This is a genomic window from Nocardia sputi (genome assembly GCF_023501985.1).
In genome coordinates this window covers 194516-211656 of record NZ_JAMFLC010000004.1, presented here as the reverse complement: position 1 = coordinate 211656, position 17141 = coordinate 194516, and the positions used below count along the sequence as shown (strand labels likewise).

At 69.7% G+C, this 17141-nt stretch carries 19 protein-coding genes; 13 read left to right on the top strand and 6 right to left on the bottom strand.

Annotated elements, in window-relative coordinates:
* Positions 1–22 precede the first annotated feature (22 nt).
* The 7 genes from M8859_RS08030 (at position 23) to mnhG (ending at position 7485) form a co-directional block, all read left to right on the top strand.
* Positions 23–1324, top strand: a complete 1302-nt coding sequence (locus tag M8859_RS08030; protein WP_159921821.1) for a hypothetical protein — start codon at positions 23–25, stop codon at positions 1322–1324.
* A 109-nt stretch (positions 1325–1433) separates the two neighbouring features.
* Positions 1434–4340 carry a Na+/H+ antiporter subunit A gene (locus M8859_RS08025; RefSeq protein WP_159922128.1) on the top strand — a complete coding sequence of 969 codons (2907 nt, stop codon included), beginning with the start codon at positions 1434–1436 and terminating at the stop codon, positions 4338–4340.
* The gene (locus M8859_RS08020) at positions 4337–4714 is read left to right on the top strand and encodes a Na(+)/H(+) antiporter subunit C (RefSeq protein WP_159921823.1); all 378 of its coding nucleotides are present in this window, start codon (positions 4337–4339) and stop codon (positions 4712–4714) included. Before M8859_RS08025 ends, M8859_RS08020 begins: the two co-directional genes overlap by 4 nt.
* Positions 4711–6324 (top strand): Na+/H+ antiporter subunit D, encoded by a 1614-nt coding sequence (locus M8859_RS08015; protein ID WP_159921825.1) that lies wholly within the window; start codon positions 4711–4713, stop codon positions 6322–6324. The genes M8859_RS08020 and M8859_RS08015 overlap by 4 nt, the downstream gene beginning before the upstream one ends.
* Positions 6321–6893, top strand: a complete 573-nt coding sequence (locus M8859_RS08010) for a Na+/H+ antiporter subunit E (RefSeq protein WP_195069651.1) — start codon at positions 6321–6323, stop codon at positions 6891–6893. Before M8859_RS08015 ends, M8859_RS08010 begins: the two co-directional genes overlap by 4 nt.
* A complete protein-coding gene (locus tag M8859_RS08005; RefSeq protein WP_159921838.1) occupies positions 6893–7153 on the top strand; it encodes a monovalent cation/H+ antiporter complex subunit F in 261 nt (86 codons plus the stop codon). Before M8859_RS08010 ends, M8859_RS08005 begins: the two co-directional genes overlap by 1 nt.
* Positions 7150–7485: a monovalent cation/H(+) antiporter subunit G gene (gene mnhG, locus M8859_RS08000; RefSeq protein WP_159921840.1), complete on the top strand. Its 336-nt coding sequence runs from the start codon at positions 7150–7152 to the stop codon at positions 7483–7485. The genes M8859_RS08005 and mnhG overlap by 4 nt, the downstream gene beginning before the upstream one ends.
* A gap of 111 nt (positions 7486–7596) precedes the next feature.
* Here the strand turns inward: mnhG and M8859_RS07995 are convergent, their stop codons facing one another.
* The gene (locus tag M8859_RS07995; protein ID WP_236565328.1) at positions 7597–8289 is read right to left on the bottom strand and encodes an NAD(P)H oxidoreductase; all 693 of its coding nucleotides are present in this window, start codon (positions 8287–8289) and stop codon (positions 7597–7599) included.
* Positions 8290–8422: 133 nt separating this feature from the next.
* On the opposite strand from M8859_RS07995, the gene M8859_RS07990 reads away from it, so the two are divergent.
* Positions 8423–9358 (top strand): AraC family transcriptional regulator, encoded by a 936-nt coding sequence (locus tag M8859_RS07990; protein ID WP_249644061.1) that lies wholly within the window; start codon positions 8423–8425, stop codon positions 9356–9358.
* Between the two features lie 13 nt (positions 9359–9371).
* On the opposite strand, the gene M8859_RS07985 is transcribed toward M8859_RS07990, so the two are convergent.
* The 4 genes from M8859_RS07985 to M8859_RS37585 form a co-directional block, all read right to left on the bottom strand.
* The gene (locus tag M8859_RS07985) at positions 9372–10730 is read right to left on the bottom strand and encodes a phosphatase PAP2 family protein (protein ID WP_159921844.1); all 1359 of its coding nucleotides are present in this window, start codon (positions 10728–10730) and stop codon (positions 9372–9374) included.
* 76 nt (positions 10731–10806) lie between these two features.
* On the bottom strand, positions 10807–11952 hold the full coding sequence (locus M8859_RS07980) for a glutamate--cysteine ligase (protein WP_159921846.1): 1146 nt from the start codon (positions 11950–11952) through the stop codon (positions 10807–10809).
* 12 nt (positions 11953–11964) lie between these two features.
* Positions 11965–12648 carry a superoxide dismutase[Cu-Zn] gene (sodC, locus tag M8859_RS07975; protein WP_159921848.1) on the bottom strand — a complete coding sequence of 228 codons (684 nt, stop codon included), beginning with the start codon at positions 12646–12648 and terminating at the stop codon, positions 11965–11967.
* Between the two features lie 162 nt (positions 12649–12810).
* Positions 12811–13068: a LytR C-terminal domain-containing protein gene (locus tag M8859_RS37585; protein ID WP_321209588.1), complete on the bottom strand. Its 258-nt coding sequence runs from the start codon at positions 13066–13068 to the stop codon at positions 12811–12813.
* Here M8859_RS37585 and M8859_RS37580 point away from each other — a divergent pair.
* On the top strand, positions 13061–13369 hold the full coding sequence (locus tag M8859_RS37580; protein WP_321209589.1) for a hypothetical protein: 309 nt from the start codon (positions 13061–13063) through the stop codon (positions 13367–13369). The genes M8859_RS37585 and M8859_RS37580 overlap by 8 nt on opposite strands.
* Positions 13370–13422: 53 nt before the next feature.
* Here M8859_RS37580 and napA read toward each other — a convergent pair whose 3' ends face one another.
* Positions 13423–13776: a nucleoid-associated protein NapA gene (gene napA, locus M8859_RS07965; protein ID WP_195069652.1), complete on the bottom strand. Its 354-nt coding sequence runs from the start codon at positions 13774–13776 to the stop codon at positions 13423–13425.
* Between the two features lie 170 nt (positions 13777–13946).
* Here napA and M8859_RS07960 point away from each other — a divergent pair, with 170 nt between their 5' ends.
* From M8859_RS07960 to M8859_RS07945, 4 genes are all read left to right on the top strand, one after another.
* Complete coding sequence (locus M8859_RS07960; RefSeq protein WP_159921854.1) at positions 13947–14537, top strand: peptide deformylase; 591 nt, start codon at positions 13947–13949, stop codon at positions 14535–14537.
* Positions 14527–15534: an N-acetylglutamate synthase, CG3035 family gene (locus M8859_RS07955; RefSeq protein WP_159921856.1), complete on the top strand. Its 1008-nt coding sequence runs from the start codon at positions 14527–14529 to the stop codon at positions 15532–15534. The genes M8859_RS07960 and M8859_RS07955 overlap by 11 nt, the downstream gene beginning before the upstream one ends.
* 35 nt (positions 15535–15569) lie before the next feature.
* Entirely contained in the window at positions 15570–16400 is an 831-nt protein-coding gene (locus M8859_RS07950; protein WP_159921858.1) for an exodeoxyribonuclease III, read from the top strand.
* A gap of 68 nt (positions 16401–16468) precedes the next feature.
* Positions 16469–17095 carry a TetR/AcrR family transcriptional regulator gene (locus M8859_RS07945; protein WP_159921860.1) on the top strand — a complete coding sequence of 209 codons (627 nt, stop codon included), beginning with the start codon at positions 16469–16471 and terminating at the stop codon, positions 17093–17095.
* Positions 17096–17141 lie beyond the last annotated feature (46 nt).

Below are 17141 nucleotides of genomic sequence, written 5' to 3'. Positions count from 1 at the left end.
ACCACGGGTATGTTCGACAACCGTGCGCAGGGTCGGCGACATTCTCGACGCGACCACGGCCTTCACGGGAGCCGCGGTCGCGGGCGTCACGCTGTTCCTGCCCGTCAGCGTCGGCACGCAAGGTCAGGCCTCGTCGTACCGGATCGCGGGCCTGCTCAACAGCGTGCCCCGCGGCGCCGCGCTGGGGATGATCGTCGCCGTGACGGTGGCCGTGCTGGTCACCACCACCAAGCGGCCGCTGACCGGGTGGGCGACGGCGACGGCCGCCGCGCTGGCGCAGCTGATCAACCACTTCGCCGGACGGCGGGGGTCCACGGCCGAGATGCTGACCACGCAGAACTACATCGACGCGGTGTGCGCCGCGGTGCTGCTCGGCGGGCTGGGCGCGGTGGTGCTGCGCCGACCCCTGCCCGGCGCGGCGTTCGCGGTCGGCGGGGTCGGAATCTTCGGCTTCGGCGATCTCGCGGCCCTGCTGGACATCACCGCGGATCCGTACGCGGTGCTGGAGACCCCGACGCGCTGGATGATCGCCGCGGCGCTGGCCATGCTGATGATCAGCACCATGCACAACTGGCGGCGCACCGAGGAGCCGAAGACGTCGCGGATGGCGATCGCGCTGCCGGTGGCGCCGATCCTCGCCGCCATGGTGCTCGCGCTGGTGGTGCTGGCCGGCACCGAATGGCTGGGCCGGCAATACAGCAAACTTCCCGCGGAGGGTCACGCGGTCGAGATCGGGATCGTCGTCGCCGCGACGATCGTCAGCGCGACCGCCGCGGCGATGCTGCTGCCCGGACGCGACGGCACCGGCGTGTACCTGGCCGTCAGCCTCACCGCGGCGGTCGACGCCGTGGGTTACGCGGTCCGTCCCGGGTGGACCTCCGCGGTGCTGATCGCGTTGACCGCGGCTGGCGTGGCCATCGGCGCCCGTGTGCCCTCGACGGCCATCGCCATCCTGCTGCTGGCGGGCATCGCGGTATTCGCCATCGTCACCTCCACGTCCGCGGGCACCGTCGCCTTCGCCGTCATCAGCGGCGTCATCGCGTTGACCGCTGGTTACTGCTGCGGTACGACGCGACCGCAGTACGCGCCCAGCGGTGTCCTGGCGATCAGCGCTCTCTACCTTCCCTCGGCGGTGTCGGTGATGCCGGACAAGTTCAAAGACTGGCGCGAGGACGTGGCGATCCACGACGCGACGCCCGGCCGCACCGCGCTGGCCATCGTCGTCGGCAGCGCGATCGGCCTCGTCATGCTGCGCAAACTCCGGCCGCGCAGCAAGTCGCAGGCGAAAGGGCAACTCGAGAGCGAATCATTAGCGGACATATAGCCCCGCTTCGAACCGATGGCGGACGCCATACTTGCCCCGTCCGCGAAAAATGCAGGGTTTACGTAGGATTGTCCCGAACACCCCGCCGCCCCTACTCGACGGAGTGAGTTTGCTCGCAATCCTGCTCGTCCATGCCGCAGCCGCCTTGTCGGCTCCGCTGTGGGTGCGGGCACTGGGGCGCAACGCTTTCTACCTGCTGGCTTTGGTCCCGCTCGGCTGTCTCGGCTGGGTGATCGCGAATTGGTCCGTTCCGCAGCGCGTTCGGCTGGCTTGGGCGCCGAGCGTCGCGCTGAACGTCGACCTGCGCTTCGACACCCTCGCGGCCGTCCTGTGCGCGCTCGTGCTGGGCATCGGGGCGCTGGTGCTGGTCTACTGCGCCAGGTACTTCCAGGACGACGAGCCGCGGCTGGAAGTGTTCGCCGCCCAGCTGGTGGCGTTCGCCGGGGCGATGTTCGGCCTGGTCACCAGCGACAACATGCTCTTGCTCTACGTGTTCTGGGAAGCGACGACAGTGCTGTCGTTCCTGCTGATCGGCCACAACGCCGAACAGGCGGCCGGCCGCAGAGCCGCGATCCAGGCGCTGCTGGTGACCGGCGCGGGCGGATTGGCGATGCTGGCCGGCATCGTCGTGCTCGGCACGGTGACCGGCAGCTATCTGCTCTCGGACCTGATGTCGGGAGCACATTCCCCGAGCGGGGTGGCGGTCGAGATCGCGGTGGCGTTGGTGCTGGTGGGCGCGCTCACCAAATCCGCTGTGGTACCACTGCATTTCTGGCTGCCCGGCGCGATGGCCGCGCCGACACCGGTGAGCGCGTACCTGCACGCCGCGGCGATGGTGAAGGCCGGTGTGTACCTGGTCGCCCGGCTCGCACCGGTGTTCGCGCAGAACCCGGTGTGGCATCCGCTGGTGCTCACCCTCGGCCTGGCGTCGATGCTGCTGGCCGGGCTGCGAGCACTGCAAGTGGTGGATCTGAAACTGGTGCTGGCCTTCGGCACGGTCAGCCAGCTGGGCTTCCTGATCGTGCTGGTCGGCATCGGCACGCCCGGCGCCGCACTGGCCGGAGTCACCCTGCTCGTCGCGCACGCGCTGTTCAAGGCGTGCCTGTTCCTGGTGGTCGGGATCATCGATCACGGTGCGGGGACCCGCGATCTGCGGCGGCTGTCGGGTCTCGGCCGCCGTGCTCCGGTGCTGTGCGGCACCGCGATCCTCGCCGCGCTCAGTATGGCGGGCATCCCACCGCTGCTCGGGTTCGTGGGGAAAGAGAGCGCCCTGAGCGCCGTACTGGACGCCGGTGTGCTCCCCGCCTGGGCTCGCGGCGCGGTGCTCGCCGGAATCGTGCTCGGCTCGATGCTGACAGTCGGCTACAGCATCCGGTTCATCTGGGGAGCTTTCGCGGACAAAGGCAACGAGCCGCGGGCCGCTCCTCGCGCCGCATCCATGGCCCACCAGCCCAGCGACGTACCCGTCATCGGGGGTCGGCCGGAGGCGGTAAGCAGTTTTCGCTGGCACGCGCCGGGCGCTGTCTTCGTGGCGGCACCGGTGATCCTCGCCGTCGCGAGCCTGGTGGCAGGTCTCGCACCGTCCTGGCTGGACGCACGGCTGCGCCCCTACGCCGAAACGCTGACCGGCCCCGCGTTTCCCCCTCTGGCGCTGTGGCACGGATTCACCCCGCCGCTGGCGTTGACGGTGCTGATCGTCACCGTGGGCGTCCTGCTGTTCCGGCTGCGCGACCGCTTCCCCGAATCCGCGCAGCCCCGCCTGGGCAACGCCGACCGCGCCTACGACGCCACGCTGCGCGCGATGGACACCCTCTCGCTGCGGATGACCGGCGCCGTGCAGCGCGGGTCGTTGCCGCTGACCCAGGCGACGATCCTGGTCACGCTGATCATCCTGCCGACCGTCCTGCTCGCCCTCGGCGCCCGCACCGGCGTGACGCCGCGCCTGTGGGATTCGCCGCTGCAAGCGGCCATCGGCGCGATCATGGCGGTGACCGCGATCGCCGCGACGGTGCTGCGCAACCGCTTGGCCAGCGTGCTGGTCGTGGGGGTGACCGGGTACGGCTGCGGGGTGATCTTCGCGCTGCACGGGGCGCCCGACCTCGCGCTGACCCAATTCCTGGTGGAGACGCTGACCCTGGTGATCTTCGTCCTCGTCCTGCGCGCTTTCCCCGCGCGGATCGAGGCCCGCCGCAGGGCCGCGTTCAAGGTGCGCAGGGCGATCCTGGCGGTGGGGACGGGAACGGCGGTCGCGGTGCTGGCCGGTTTCGCCGTCGCGGCCCGCACCGCCGAACCCGTCTGGCCCCGGATTCCCGATGCCGCCTACGAGTTCGGCGGCGGCAAGAACGCCGTCAACGTCCTGCTCGTCGACCTGCGGGCGTGGGACACCCTCGGCGAGATCTCGGTGCTCGTCGTCGCCGCTACCGGCGTCGCCTCACTGGTGTTCCGCAGCAGGCGTTTCGGCAGCGCGCCGCGCGCGACGGACTCCCCCGACTACGACCCGGAACTGGTGAGCTGGCTGCCCGCGGGCCGTCTGGTCGACCGGGCCGAACGGTCGATGGTCCTGCAGATCACCACGCGGCTGGTGTTCCCGACCATCATGGTGCTGTCGGTCTACTTCTTCTTCTCCGGCCACAACGCACCCGGCGGTGGATTCGCCGGTGGGCTCACCGCTGGACTCGCGCTGACCCTGCGGTATCTCGCGGGTGGCCGCTACGAATTGGGCGAGGCGCTGCCCGTCGACGCGGGTCACGTCCTGGGCGCGGGTCTCACCTTGGCCGCGGGCACGGCCGTTTCGTCGCTGCTGCTCGGCGCGCCCCCGCTGTCCTCGGCGATCTTCGAGGTGTCGCTACCGGTTGTCGGCCACGTCAAGGTGGTCACCGCTCTGTTGTTCGATCTCGGGGTCTATCTCATCGTGGTCGGCCTGGTGCTGGATGTGCTGCGCAGCCTGGGCGCGCGGCTCGACAGCGAACTGGCCGACGCCGAGAACCCCTCGGCGAAAGGCGACCCCGGCACATGACCGTCAATCTGACACTGCTGGTGGTAATCGGCATCCTGGTCGCGTGCGGGGTGTATCTGATCCTGGAACGCGCCGTGTCGAAGATGCTGCTCGGGCTGATCCTGTTCGGCAACGCGGTGAACCTGCTGATCCTCACCGCGGGCGGCGGCGACGGCAAACCGCCCATCCGCGGCGAGGCGGACGTCGACGAGATGGCCGACCCGCTCGCCCAGGCGATGGTGCTCACCGCGATCGTGATCACCATGGGCATCGCGGCATTCGTTCTCGCCCTGGCCTACCGCGCCTACACGCTCACCACCAGCGACGACGTCGCCGACGACCAGGAAGACGCGGATGTCGCACGGCGGCGCGCCGGAGAGGACCCGGAGACGTGAACCTGTCCCCCGGCCTGCTGCCGATTCTCGCGCCGCTGCCGGTGCTCGTTCCGCTGCTCGGCGCCGCGGCCACGCTCGTGTTCGGCCGCAGGCCCCGCGTCCAGAGCGTGGTCATCGTCGCCGCGCTCGCCGGTGTCGTGGTGATCTGCGGTCTGCTGCTGTACCTGGCCGATCGGGACGGCACCACCGCGTTGCAGGTCGGCGGCTGGGCGGCCCCGATCGGCATCACGCTGGTGGTCGACCGGCTCTCGGCGGCGATGCTGCTGGTCTCGTCGGTGGTGCTGCTGTCGGTCGCGCTGTACGGCGCGGGCCAGAACATCCGCGACGGCGACGAGCGACAGCCCACCTCGATCTACCGCCCCACGTATCTGGTGCTGACCGCCGGTGTCTGCGCCGCCTTCCTGGCCGGTGACCTGTTCAACCTCTTCGTGGGCTTCGAAATCCTGCTCGCGGCGTCGTTCGTCCTGCTCACCGTAGGTGCGACCACCGAACGCATCCGGGCGGGCGTGGCCTACGTGATGGTTTCGATGGTGTCGTCGCTGATCTTCCTCACCGGCATCGGCCTGGCCTACGCGGCCACCGGAACGCTGAACCTGGCCCAGCTCGCCGTCCGGTTCGGCGACGTGCCGGAGGGCACACGCACGGCGATCTTCGCGGTGCTGCTGGTGGCGTTCGGCATCAAGGCGGCCGTGTTCCCGCTGTCGAACTGGCTGCCCGACTCCTATCCGTCCGCCCCGGCCCCCGTCACCGCAGTGTTCGCCGGTCTGCTCACCAAAGTCGGTGTGTACGCCATCATCCGGACGCACTCGCTGTTGTTCCCCGACGGCGGCTTCGACTCGGTGCTGCTGGTGTGCGGCCTGCTCACCATGCTCGTAGGCATCCTCGGCGCCATCGCGCAGAGCGACATCCGCCGTCTGCTGTCGTTCACGCTGGTCAGTCACATCGGCTACATGGTGTTCGGGGTCGGACTGGCCAATGCGGCCGGACTGTCGGGCGCGGTGTTCTATGTGGCGCACCACATTCTGGTGCAGACCGCGCTGTTTCTGGTGGCGGGCCTGATCGAACGGCAAGCCGGATCCACTTCGCTGCGCAGATTGGGCGGGCTGGCCGCGGCCAGCCCGCTGCTGGCCGTGCTGTTCCTGATCCCCGCCTTGAATCTCGGTGGCATTCCGCCGTTCTCCGGGTTCGTCGGCAAGGTCGCGCTGTTGCAGGCGGGCGCCGAGCGGGGCAGCGTGCTGGCCTGGATGCTGGTCGGCGGCGCCGTGCTCACCAGCCTGCTCACCCTCTATACCGTCGCACGGGTATGGAGCAAAGCGTTCTGGCGACCGCGCGAGGACGCGCCCGAGGGCCATCTCACCGCGGCGAGGCCGCCGACGCTGATCGAGGAAACGACCGACGTGCACTACGACGAGCGCACCGATCCAGGCCGGATGCCGCCGCTGATGGTGTTGTCCACCGCGGCGCTCGTGCTGGCCGGTCTGTGCCTGACGGTGCTGGCCGGTCCGATCCTCGCGATCGCCGACCGGGCCGCGCTCGACCTGCGCGACCCCGGCGTGTACATCGGTGCGGTGCTGGGTGATACGCCCGGCGATCGAGGAGGTCCGCGATGAGCGTCGAGCAGACCGGGCGCGGCAGGGCGCGCGACACTGTCGTCCGGGTCGGCATCCTGGTCTGGCTCACCCTGGTGTGGCTCGCCCTGTGGGGTGATCTCAGCACCGCGAACCTGTTGGGCGGACTGGTGATCGCCGCACTGATCATGGTGGCGCTGCCGCTGCCGCGAGTGCCGGTGTCCGGCCGGCTGAATCCGTTTCCGCTCCTCGAATTGGTCGTGGTGAGCGCTTATTACGCGGTGGAATCGAGTCTCCAGGTCGCCTGGCTCGCGATCCGGCCCGCCCCGATGCCGGTGTCCGGGGTGCTGCGCGTGTACGCCCGCACGCGATCGGACTTGGTGCTGGTGTTGTGGAGCGATCTGCTGAACCTGATTCCCGGCACCATGGTGCTGGAGATCGACCGCGGGCGCTGTGTGGTCTACGTCCACGTCCTCGACGTCGGCAGCGACGCAGCCGTCGACAAGTTCTACCGGACCACCCGGCGGCTGGAACGACTGCTGATCGAAGCGTTCGAGCGCTCGACGGGATGGCCGTACTCCCGACCGGTCGAGCCTCCGGAGGCGACATAGTGACCGTGGTCGCCGTGGTCGCCGCCGTCATCCTGACCGCGGCCGCGCTGCTCACCACTTACCGCGTCGTCATGGGGCCGAGCACTTTGGACCGGGTGGTCGGTGTCGACTCGCTGATGGCCATCGCGGCCTCCGGACTGGCCGTGTGGGCGGCTTACAGCGCCGACACCACCGTGGTGCCCGCGATCGTCGCGCTGGCGCTGGTCGGGTTCCTGGGCTCGGCCGCGGTGTCCCGATTCCGGGTGCGGGACGACAAATGAATCTGTGGCATGTGCTCGCGGGCACCTTGATCCTGTTCGGCTCGACGCTCGCGCTGACCGCCGCGGTCGGCATCGTGCGCTTCCCCGACACGCTGACCCGGATGCACGCCGCCACCAAGCCGCAGGTCATCGGGCTGATCCTGGTGCTCGCGGGCGCCGCGATCCAGCTACGCGGGCACGGCAACGTCTGGGCGCTGGCGCTGGTCGGGCTGTTCACCCTGCTCACCGCACCGGTGATCGCCCATCTCATCGGCCGCACCGCCTATCGCGAGCAGCGCCACCGCGACGGGCTGTTGCGCATCAACGAGATGCGCGACGACGACATCGACTAGCTCGGGTCTCGAAGTCGGTGAGGGCGGGCCTTGCCCACCCTCACCGGTGTCGGATCCATTGGTTGGTGGCGGCGATGCGGAGTGCGGCAGGTAGAGGTAACCCGTCAGTGGTCAGGCCGGAACCCGGTCGGCGGCGAGGAAATCGTCGACGAAGCCCAGCGCCCGGTTCTCGAAGCCCGCATAGTGGGCTTCACGGACCGCGCCGGTGAGGGCTTCATCGAACAGCAGATTGCCCGCGGCGTCCAGACGCTGCCGCTTTTCCTCCGCGCCGGCCAACAGCCCCACCGACGACTGTGCGAGGCCGCAGTAGTAGGCGACACCGTCGTTGAGTTGCGCGCTCAGGGCATCCTGCATGAGTTCGACGACCGCGTCGTCGTCTGCCGCTCCCGCCAGGCCCAGCCACAGCATCCGCTTGCCCGCGAGCCGGGGCTTGCTGCGGCCGTAGGCGAATCCGTAGTTCCACACCCGATCGATCCAGCCCTTCAGGATCGCCGGGACCTGCATCCAGTACACCGGGAACACGGCGACGATCACGTCGGCGGCGCGGATGCGCCGCATATGGCTCTCGGCTTCCGGAGAGTAGGTCTTCTCCCGATTGCCCCAGTCCGGGAGGTCGGCGGCGGTCATCCGGGGATCGAAGTTCTCGGCGTGCAGGTCCAGCAGGTCGATCCGGTAGCCGGCCGCGGTGAGCCGCCGGGTGGTCAGTTCAGCGATATGGGCGGTCAGCGAATCGGGCCGGGGGTGAGCGACGACAACCAGCGCGGTGCGGGTGGTCGTGGTGTCCACGGTCGGGTTGTGCTGCACGGGGGCCTCCCATGTGAGTCCGGAGTTCCGGACGAGTCGGTTTGTGCGGTCTGGTCCCATTCCACACTCCGGACAATGGACGATCTATGGGTAAAGATCTACATTCGATAGGAGTTCGTCTACCATCGACGGTGTGGACCCATTGAGCAAACTGCTGGGCGGTATCCGTGCCGAGGGAGCCGTGCTCACCACCGCGGTTTTGGAAGCACCGTGGAGCATCCGGTTCGCCGACGAAGCGCCGCTGACCATGGTCACCGTCCTGCGCGGTGGGGGAACACTGCTGCTGCCGGGCGGTCTCGAGCGTCGGATCACGGTAGGGGACACCGCGATCGTGCGCGGCCCGGAACCCTTCGTCCTCGTCGACAGCGCGGATACTGTCCGCCTACCGCACGAGGAATACGAGGTCGCCTGTTTCGCGCCGGACGCGAAATGCGATCCCGTGCTGGACGGCGGTCGCTGGGGAAACAGCCCCGCCGGTGAGACCGCTCTGATCGTCGGCGCCTACCGCGCGTCCGGCCGGCGCCACGAACGGCTGCTGAGTGCTATACCACCCGTCCTGGTCGTGACCGACGATGTCGAGGTGTGCGCGTGGATGGAGTCGATCGCCGTGGATGCGGCCCGGCGTCCGGCCGGAGCGCAGGCGATGATGGACCGGCTGCTCGACTGGGCGCTGGTGTGCACGCTGCGCGACTGGTTCGAGGGGCTGGACGCTGCCGCGCCGGGTTGGTACCGCGGGTCGGCCGATCCGGTGGTCGGGCCGGCGTTGGAGGCCATGCACGGAAAGCCGGCCGCCGGTTGGACGGTCGCGTCACTGGCCGCCGAGGCGGGGGTATCGCGGGCGCTGTTCGCACGGCGGTTCTCCGAGGTCATGGGACAGTCACCGCTGGCGTATCTCACCGAATGCCGGATGGATGAGGCGGAGGAACTACTGGTCGACCGGAGTCTCACCGTGGCGCAGGTGGCGAAGGCCGTCGGTTATGCGGACGCTTTCGGTTTCAGTGCGGCGTTCAAGCGCCATCGGGGTATCCGGCCCAGCGATTTCCGCGCCACCGCCGATCTCGGAGCGTGAACCGGTACCGGTCTCAGCTCGCGACGGGCTCGACTTCCCGCTCGGCCTGCCGCGGCTGCCGCACGGTCGCGAACCACGTCGCGTGGAATGCCGCGGCGAGTCCGGCCAGCAGCCCGAGCACGACCGTGCCCGCGAACACCGGGTACTCGGCCATGGGCACGGCGAGGTACCGGTAGGACAGCAACAGCACGGCCAGCACGACCGCACCGGAGGCGACCAGCCGGACCCGGAACCATCCCCAGCCGCGCTCCGGCTCGCGCAGCGCCGACTCGACGGTCAGGCACAGCACCGCGCCCGCGACCAGGTCGACGCCGTAGTGGTATCCGAAACCCAGGGTGGCGGCCAGAGTGGCCAGCAGCCAGAACGCACCACCCCAGCGCAGCCAGGCCGGCGCGGGCTCGCCGTCGCTGTCGCGACGGGTGTGCAGGAACACCGACAGCGCCCAGGCCGTGTGCATGGAGGGCATGCAATTGCGTGGAATCGCGGCGTCGAACGGCAGCGGCATCGGAGTCCGGTCGATCGGCGGCACCACGCCCGGCCAGTAGTTGCCCAGTTGCAGCCCGTCGCCGTCCGGTCCGTACGCGAACATCGGCCCGACGACCGGGAACAGGACATACACCACAGGGCCGATCAACCCCAGCACCAGAAAGGTCCGCACCAGGTAGTGCGACGGCCAGCGGCCCGACGACATCACGCGGCGCAGCTGCCACACCGCCACGACGATCGCCGCCACCGGCAACTCGATATAGACCCAGTGCAACACCGCGTAGACCACTGGGCCGAGCGCGTCGACCGCACGGCCGAGCACCCACGACGGATCGCCCAGCGCGTGGTCGGCCAGCATCACGTACTCGTCGAGCACCGTCGGCCTGCCGATGACGGTGACGTGCAGCCACACGTCGCCGACCTTGGTGGCCAGGATGAGCAGCGCGCCCAGCGCGGCCGCGTGCAGCGCGGCGCGTCGTTCGGCGCCCGGCCAGCGCAGCCAGGCCACCAGCGCCAAGCCGGTCAGCACGATCACCGGGCCGTTGCCTATCGCGAACGGCTCGCCCGCCAGCAAGCGGGCCCCCGCCCACACCACGTCGACGGACACCGCGATGCCGACAGCGACCAGCCGCCTGCGGGCCGAGATGCCCACCAGCGCAAGGACCAACCCGGCCCAGGGCACCGACATGGATTTGGGTGTGCCGACGTAGTCCCGCGCCAAACTCTCCAGCGGGCCTTCGAACCCCTGCCAGGTGGCGACGACCTGCAACACGATCAGCAGCACCGGCACCGCGGCCACCGCCGCGGTGACCCGAACCCGGGTCTGTGGCACGCGGCGGCTCGATACCGCTCTTCCTGCTTTGGAACCCGGGTCTTCGACTAGCATCCGACCATAGTAAACGGGGGGTGAACTGCGTCCCCCTGGCCAGCTGAACAGCAACCGACCTGTCCGCGGCCGGACGCTACTGTTTCAGCTCCTCGACCAGCGCGTCCACCACCGCGACCAAATCGCCCTGCGACGCCGCGGCAACTCGGCGTTGACGCTGATAAGAGGCCCCGCGCTTGGGGATCTCGGCGACCAGCGCGAGCTCGTCCGCGCAGTTCAGCCGCGCCGCCGTCGGTTCCAGCCGGTTCAGCAGATCGTTCAGGTCGTCGGTGACCAACCGCTCATTGCTGTCGGAGTCGGTGATGATGATCGCGTCCAGCCCGTAACGGGCTGCCCGCCACTTGTTCTCCTGCACATGCCACGGAGGCAGGGTGGGCAGGTCCTCGCCGTTCTCGACGCGGCGATCCAGGTCGACGATCAGGCAGTGGATGAGCGCGGCCATCGCGGCGAGCTCGGCGCGCGTGGAGATCCCGTCACACACCCGCACCTCGATGGTGCCCCACTTCGGCGCCGGACGGATGTCCCAGTGCATGCCGCCGAGCTGTGTGAAGACGCCGGTCTTGATCTGATCGTGCACGAAATGCTCGAACTGGGTCCAGTTCTCGAACTGGAACGGCAGGCCCGCGGTCGGCAGCTGCTGGAACATCAGCGTTCGGTTGCTGGCGTAGCCGGTGTCCGATCCGGACCACATCGGCGAGGACGCCGACAACGCGAGCAGATGCGGATACGACAGCAGCAACGAGTTGAGGATCGGGAACACCTTGTCGCGGTGGGAGACTCCGACGTGCACGTGCACGCCCCAGATCATCATCTGCCTGCCCCACCACTGCGTGCGGTCGATCAGCTCGTCGTAGTGCTCCGACCGGGTCAGCTGCTGAGCCGACCACTGCGCGAACGGATGGGTGCCCGCGCAGAACACGTCGACGCCGAGCGGGTCGCCCGCGCGCCGCACCGTGTTCATGGTGCCGGTCAGATCCTCCACCGCCGCGCCGACGGTCTCGTGCACGCCGGTGACGAGTTCCACGGTATTGCGCAACAGCTCCTTGGTCACCTGCTGCGTGCCGTCGTGGGCGCGCAGGTCACCGAGCGAATCGAAGACCGCCGCAGCGGTATTCGACAGATCGCGGGTCACCTTGTCCACCAAGGCGATCTCCCATTCGACCCCGATGGTGGGCCGGGGCGAACCTTCGAAGGGAACGTGCTCGATTCCTGCCCCGGCCATATGCCACCCGCGCTACTGGATCACGCCACAGGCGACACGGCCACCCGCGTCGCCCGTCGCTAGGGTCGTGTCGTCGGGGCCCGCGACGCCATCGGCACGGACGTAACGGTTGGGAATGTTGCCGAAGTTGTCGGCGTCGGCGTGGATGATCAGGGCCTTGCCCTTCACCTCGTCCAGGGTCACCGAATCGGTGGTGGTGACCAGCTTGGCGGCGCCGTCGGAGCGCACCTCCAACGATGTCAGGTCACCGCTGGCCGGGTGGGTGTTGGCGCTGCCGACCTGGAGGTGACCACCGGCGGACAGGAAGTCGCCCGCCGGGCCTCCGGTCGGCGCGACCGAGTTGGGCTCGCACTTGCCGACCTGGTGCACATGCATGCCGTGGAAGCCGGGACGCAGTCCGCGGACCTCGACCGTGACCTGCAGGTGCTCGCCCTCCTCGGCGAAGTTCGCGGTGCCGATCGAGGCGCCCGAGGGGTCCTTCAGCTGCACGGTCACCCCCGGAGCGGTGTGCGGCGTGCCGTGCTCGGTGCTCGACTGTCCGGCCGGAGCGGGGGACCCGGTCCACACCGGCGGGGGCGTTCCCTGGACGTCACTCGACTCCTGGCTGTTCGAGCAGGCGGCGAGGCCGAAGACCGCGACCGCGAGCACCGGGGTCACAGTCCGCCAGGACGGGCGTCGAGTTGGGGACGGGGCCATCGGGGAACTCCTTTACGAGTACCGAGTTTACGAGTAAAGCTGGGTGGACACGTTCGTTACCGGACAAGATGATGCCACGGCCGCCGTGTCGCGCCCCCGACAGGGCGGCACGCCCTCACCTGACCTTCACCGCTGCGTGCGCGCGAACGGCGACCACACGGGTCAGTTACCCGTGACGATCACCGTTACACCCGGCCCGGTGTCCCCGATCCCGGCCGACTTCGGCTCCACGGATGCGTCGAGTTCGTCCGCGACGGCCTGCGCCGCCTCCTTGTCGCCGGGCGAATTGCCGTAGTACACCGTGGTTTTCGCGATATTGGCGCCGGGATAGTTGCCGGTTCCCGCGATCGTCCACCCACTTGCCGAGAGCTGATCGGCCGTCTTGGCGGCGAGCCCGGCCACCATGCTGTTGTTGAGCACGCGCACCGGCACCGAACGGGCTGCCGTGGAGGTGGCCGCCGCGGGAGTCGACGTCACGGTCGCCCGCGCGGTGGACGAGGACGCGGCCGAGGTGGGCGCCTTGGGCGCGGTGGTGCTCGCCGGTACCTGGGGCGCGGCGGTCGCGCTGGTGGTCGGCGATTCGCTGGTTCCCGAGGCGTCGGTGTCGGCATCGGAATTCGACAGCGACATCGCCCCGAGACCGGCGAAAACGATGGCCAACGCGATCAGCACCATCGCCAGGGCGCGCAACGGTGGCCCACCGGAGGTGGGATTCGGGTAGCTCACCCTCGCGAGCCTAGTCGCACCGGGCGGGTCCGGGTCCGCATCGCCGGGTCAGACCTGGAATCCCAGCCGCCGCGCCGCGCGCGCCTTCTGCCTGCTCGCGCGCAGCCTGCGCAGCCGCTTGACCAGCATCGGATCGGCGGCCAGCGCTTCCGGCCGGTCGACCACCGCGTTCAGCACCTGGTAGTACCGGGTCGGCGACATGGCGAACAGCTCGCGGATGGCCTCTTCCTTCGCCCCGGCGTACTTCCACCACTGGCGCTCGAAGGCCAGGATGTCGAGGTCGCGACGGCTCAGCCCGTCGCCGTCGGCCTGCTCGGCCGCAGTGTGCCCCGCCGTGGCATCCGCGCTTGCGGAAGGGTCGTCCTGGATCGCGGAAAGATCCCGTGCCGCTGCGCCGTCCATCTCGCTCCCTCGCCGAGTGACCACCAGACGAAAATGGTGCTTGTACGTCGCGGAACATTCAACCACGCGCACCGGGAATCGCCCGGTCCGCGGCGCGGCGTGTTCCCTACCGGCCGGTAGCGGCGGTACCCGAGGCGCTGTGACGTGGCACCCACGGCAATAATCGGCATATGGCAATCCTCCCGATCGTGATCGTCGGCGACCCGGTTCTGCACAACCCGACCGCGCGGGTCACCCAATCGCCGGAGGAATTGGCCCCGCTCATCGCGGATATGTACGACACGCTCGACGCGGCGCACGGCGTCGGGCTCGCGGCCAACCAGGTCGGCGTCGGGCTGCGCCTGTTCGTCTACGACTGCCCCGACCTCGGCCCGGACGGCACCGCGACCCGGCGTCGCGGGGCGGTGATCAACCCGGTGCTGGAGACCTCGCAGATCCCGGAGACCATGCCGGACCCGGACGACGACGAGGAGGGCTGCCTGTCGGTGCCCGGCGAGCAGTTCCCCACCGGCCGCGCCGAATGGGCCAAGGTGACCGGCACCGATGAGCACGGGCAGCCGGTCGAGGTGGAGGGCAAGGGCTTCTTCGCTCGGATGCTCCAGCACGAGGTCGGGCATTTGGACGGGTTCCTGTACGTGGACGTGCTGCTCGGCCGCAACGCGCGGGCCGCCAAGAAGGCGATCAAGCGCAACGGCTGGGGCACACCGGGTTTGAGCTGGCTGCCCGGCACCGATCCCGACCCGTTCGGGCATGACGACTGACCCCGCCGCCGGCCTGCCCGATATTCCGCTCGGCCGCCGCGTGGTGCTGCGCTATCAACTGCCCGCGGGTTATCCCCAACCGCTGACCGACGTGATCGGCGAACTTCTCTCGCTGGATCCGCCCACCGTGCGCGGCGCCGACGGCCAGGTCGTCTCGGTGGCGCCGGACCGGGTGGTCGCGTTGAAAGCCATCGGCCCCAGACCGATTCGCACGAAGGAGATCCGCGCGCTCGAGGCCGCGGCCGCCTACGCCTGGCCCGGTGTCGAGCACAGCTGGATCGACGGGTGGTTGGTGCGCGCGGGCCACGGCTACACCGGCCGAGCGAACTCCGCTGTGCCGCTGGGCAACTTCGGCAGCCCCGCCGTCGTGTCCGCGGAGACGCTGCACCGGATCGGCGAGTGGTACACCGCGCACGGCCTGCCCTTGCAGCTCGCGCTGCCCGACCGGCTGGCACCGACGCCGCCCGGCTGGCACAGCTGGCGGGAGACGCTCATGCTGGCACTCGACATCGACAATTTCGTCCTGCCGCGGGGTCCGTCGATGGTGCGGATCGCGCCCGCCCCCGACGCCGACTGGCTGGAGATGCACCGCTATGGCGGCGAGGCCCCGGCCGCGCAGGCGGTGCCCGCCCCCGCGCCGGTTCCCGAGGTGCTGACCGCGGTCCTGGACGGCGAACTCGGCTTCGCCTCGCTGGGCCTGCCGCGTCCCATCGCGATCGGCCGCGGCGCGCTCACCACCGCCCCGGACGGACGCCGGTGGGTCGGGCTTACCTGCGTGGCCGTCGCGGCCGCGCACCGCAGGCACGGGCTCGGCTCGCTGGTCTGCGCCGAACTGGTGCGCTGGGGCCGCGAACGCGGCGCGACGCACGCCTATCTCCAGGTGGAAGCCACCAACGAGCCGGCCCGCGCGATGTACCGCGAACTGGGATTCGTCGAACACCACGCCTACCGCTACGCCGCGCCCGAACCCCTCGCCGGGCCCGGCGGCCTGCGGTAGAACAGACCTGTCACCCCGTGCGAAGGAAGTCCGCAGTGCGTCTCGCCACCTGGAATGTCAACTCGATCCGCTCCCGGCTCGACCGCGTCGCGGACTGGCTGGACCGCCAGGACATCGACGTGCTGGCCCTCCAAGAGACCAAGTGCCGCGACGACCAGTTCCCGTTCGAGCGCTTCGACGAGCTCGGCTACGAAGTGGCCCACCTCGGGATCAATCAGTGGAACGGGGTGGCGATCGTCTCCCGGGTCGGTCTGACCGACGTCGAGTTCGCCTTCCCGGACCAGCCGGGCTTCGACAAGGACGCGGAAGAATCTCTGATCAGCACGCCGGTGGTCGAGTCGCGCGCGATCGGGGCCACCTGCGGTGGCGTGCGGGTATGGAGCCTGTACGTGCCCAACGGCCGCACGCTGGGCGATCCGCACTACACCTACAAGCTGGAATGGCTTGCCGCGCTGCGCGACAACGGCGCGCGCTGGTTGGCCGAGGACCCGCAGGCCAAGATCGCGCTGGTGGGCGACTGGAACATCGCGCCGACCGACGACGATGTGTGGTCTGTGGAGTACTTCGCCGACAAAACGCACACTTCGCAGCCCGAACGCGACGCTTTCCAGGCCGTCGTGGACGCCGGCTACGCGGACGTCATGCGTCCGTTCGCGCCCGGGCCGGGCGTCTACACCTACTGGGACTACACCCAGTTGCGCTTTCCGAGGAAAGAAGGGATGCGCATCGATTTCATCCTCGCCTCCCCCGCGCTGGCCGCCACCGCGACGGACGCGATGGTCGATCGCGAGGCGCGAAAAGGCAAGGGCGCCAGCGATCACGCTCCGGTGATCGCCGAGTTCGCCGACGGCCCCGGGCACTCGTGACCCGCCCGGCGCAGCCGCCCTTCCCCCGCCGCAGCGGGAGCCGGACGACCGGCGCCAGGTTGGGCGGAATGAACAACGACGCGGCCGTGGGGCCACGGCAACGTGCGCAACACCTCGGCCCGGAGCGCCGCCGCCCGCAGGTGCTCGACACCGCGCTCGCCATCGCCGTGGAGGACGGCATCGCCGCGGTCACCATGGCCGCGATCGCGGAGCGCATGAACGTGACCAGGCCGGTGGTCTACGCCTGCTTCGCCGATCGCGTGGAGCTGATCGAGGCACTGATCCAGCGCGAGGAGGGCTACCTGGTCAGCGGCGTGCTCGAGGTGGTCACGCCGCGCCCCGTGAACGCGGACGAGACCGTGTTCGTCGAGGGGTTCCGCGCCCTGCTGACGAAGGCCGCGATCCGGCCCGAAGCCTGGCGGCTGGTCTACGGCAATCCCGATCCCGCGGTGGCGAATTCGTTCGGTCGCGGCCGCGCGCTCGTCATCGAGCGCTGTACGAAACTGTTGCGGCCGACGCTGCGCGCCTGGGGCACCGCGGACGCCGAGCGCAAGCTGCCCGTGCTGGTGGAGCAGTGGGTGTCCGCGGGCGAAGGGGCGGTGCGCGCGCTGCTCGCGGACCAGCAGGGCTGGACACCGGCGGATCTCGGCGCGTTCGTCGGCGCGGCGGTCTACCGCGCCCTGCGCAACGCCTGATTGTCAGGCTGCGTTTCCGCTGCCCTCGCCCGGCCCGGTCACTACG

Excerpts from the sequence above, each read along its gene's own strand:
- M8859_RS08020 (WP_159921823.1), top strand. The coding sequence starts at position 4,337 with ATGACCGTCAATCTGACACTGCTGGTGGTAATCGGCATCCTGGTCGCG.
- M8859_RS08010 (WP_195069651.1), top strand. The coding sequence starts at position 6,321 with ATGAGCGTCGAGCAGACCGGGCGCGGCAGGGCGCGCGACACTGTCGTC.
- mnhG (WP_159921840.1), top strand. The coding sequence starts at position 7,150 with ATGAATCTGTGGCATGTGCTCGCGGGCACCTTGATCCTGTTCGGCTCG.
- M8859_RS07985 (WP_159921844.1), bottom strand. The coding sequence starts at position 10,730 with ATGCTAGTCGAAGACCCGGGTTCCAAAGCAGGAAGAGCGGTATCGAGC.
- M8859_RS07980 (WP_159921846.1), bottom strand. The coding sequence starts at position 11,952 with ATGGCCGGGGCAGGAATCGAGCACGTTCCCTTCGAAGGTTCGCCCCGG.
- sodC (WP_159921848.1), bottom strand. The coding sequence starts at position 12,648 with ATGGCCCCGTCCCCAACTCGACGCCCGTCCTGGCGGACTGTGACCCCG.
- napA (WP_195069652.1), bottom strand. The coding sequence starts at position 13,776 with ATGGACGGCGCAGCGGCACGGGATCTTTCCGCGATCCAGGACGACCCT.
- M8859_RS07960 (WP_159921854.1), top strand. The coding sequence starts at position 13,947 with ATGGCAATCCTCCCGATCGTGATCGTCGGCGACCCGGTTCTGCACAAC.
- M8859_RS07955 (WP_159921856.1), top strand. The coding sequence starts at position 14,527 with ATGACGACTGACCCCGCCGCCGGCCTGCCCGATATTCCGCTCGGCCGC.
- M8859_RS07945 (WP_159921860.1), top strand. The coding sequence starts at position 16,469 with ATGAACAACGACGCGGCCGTGGGGCCACGGCAACGTGCGCAACACCTC.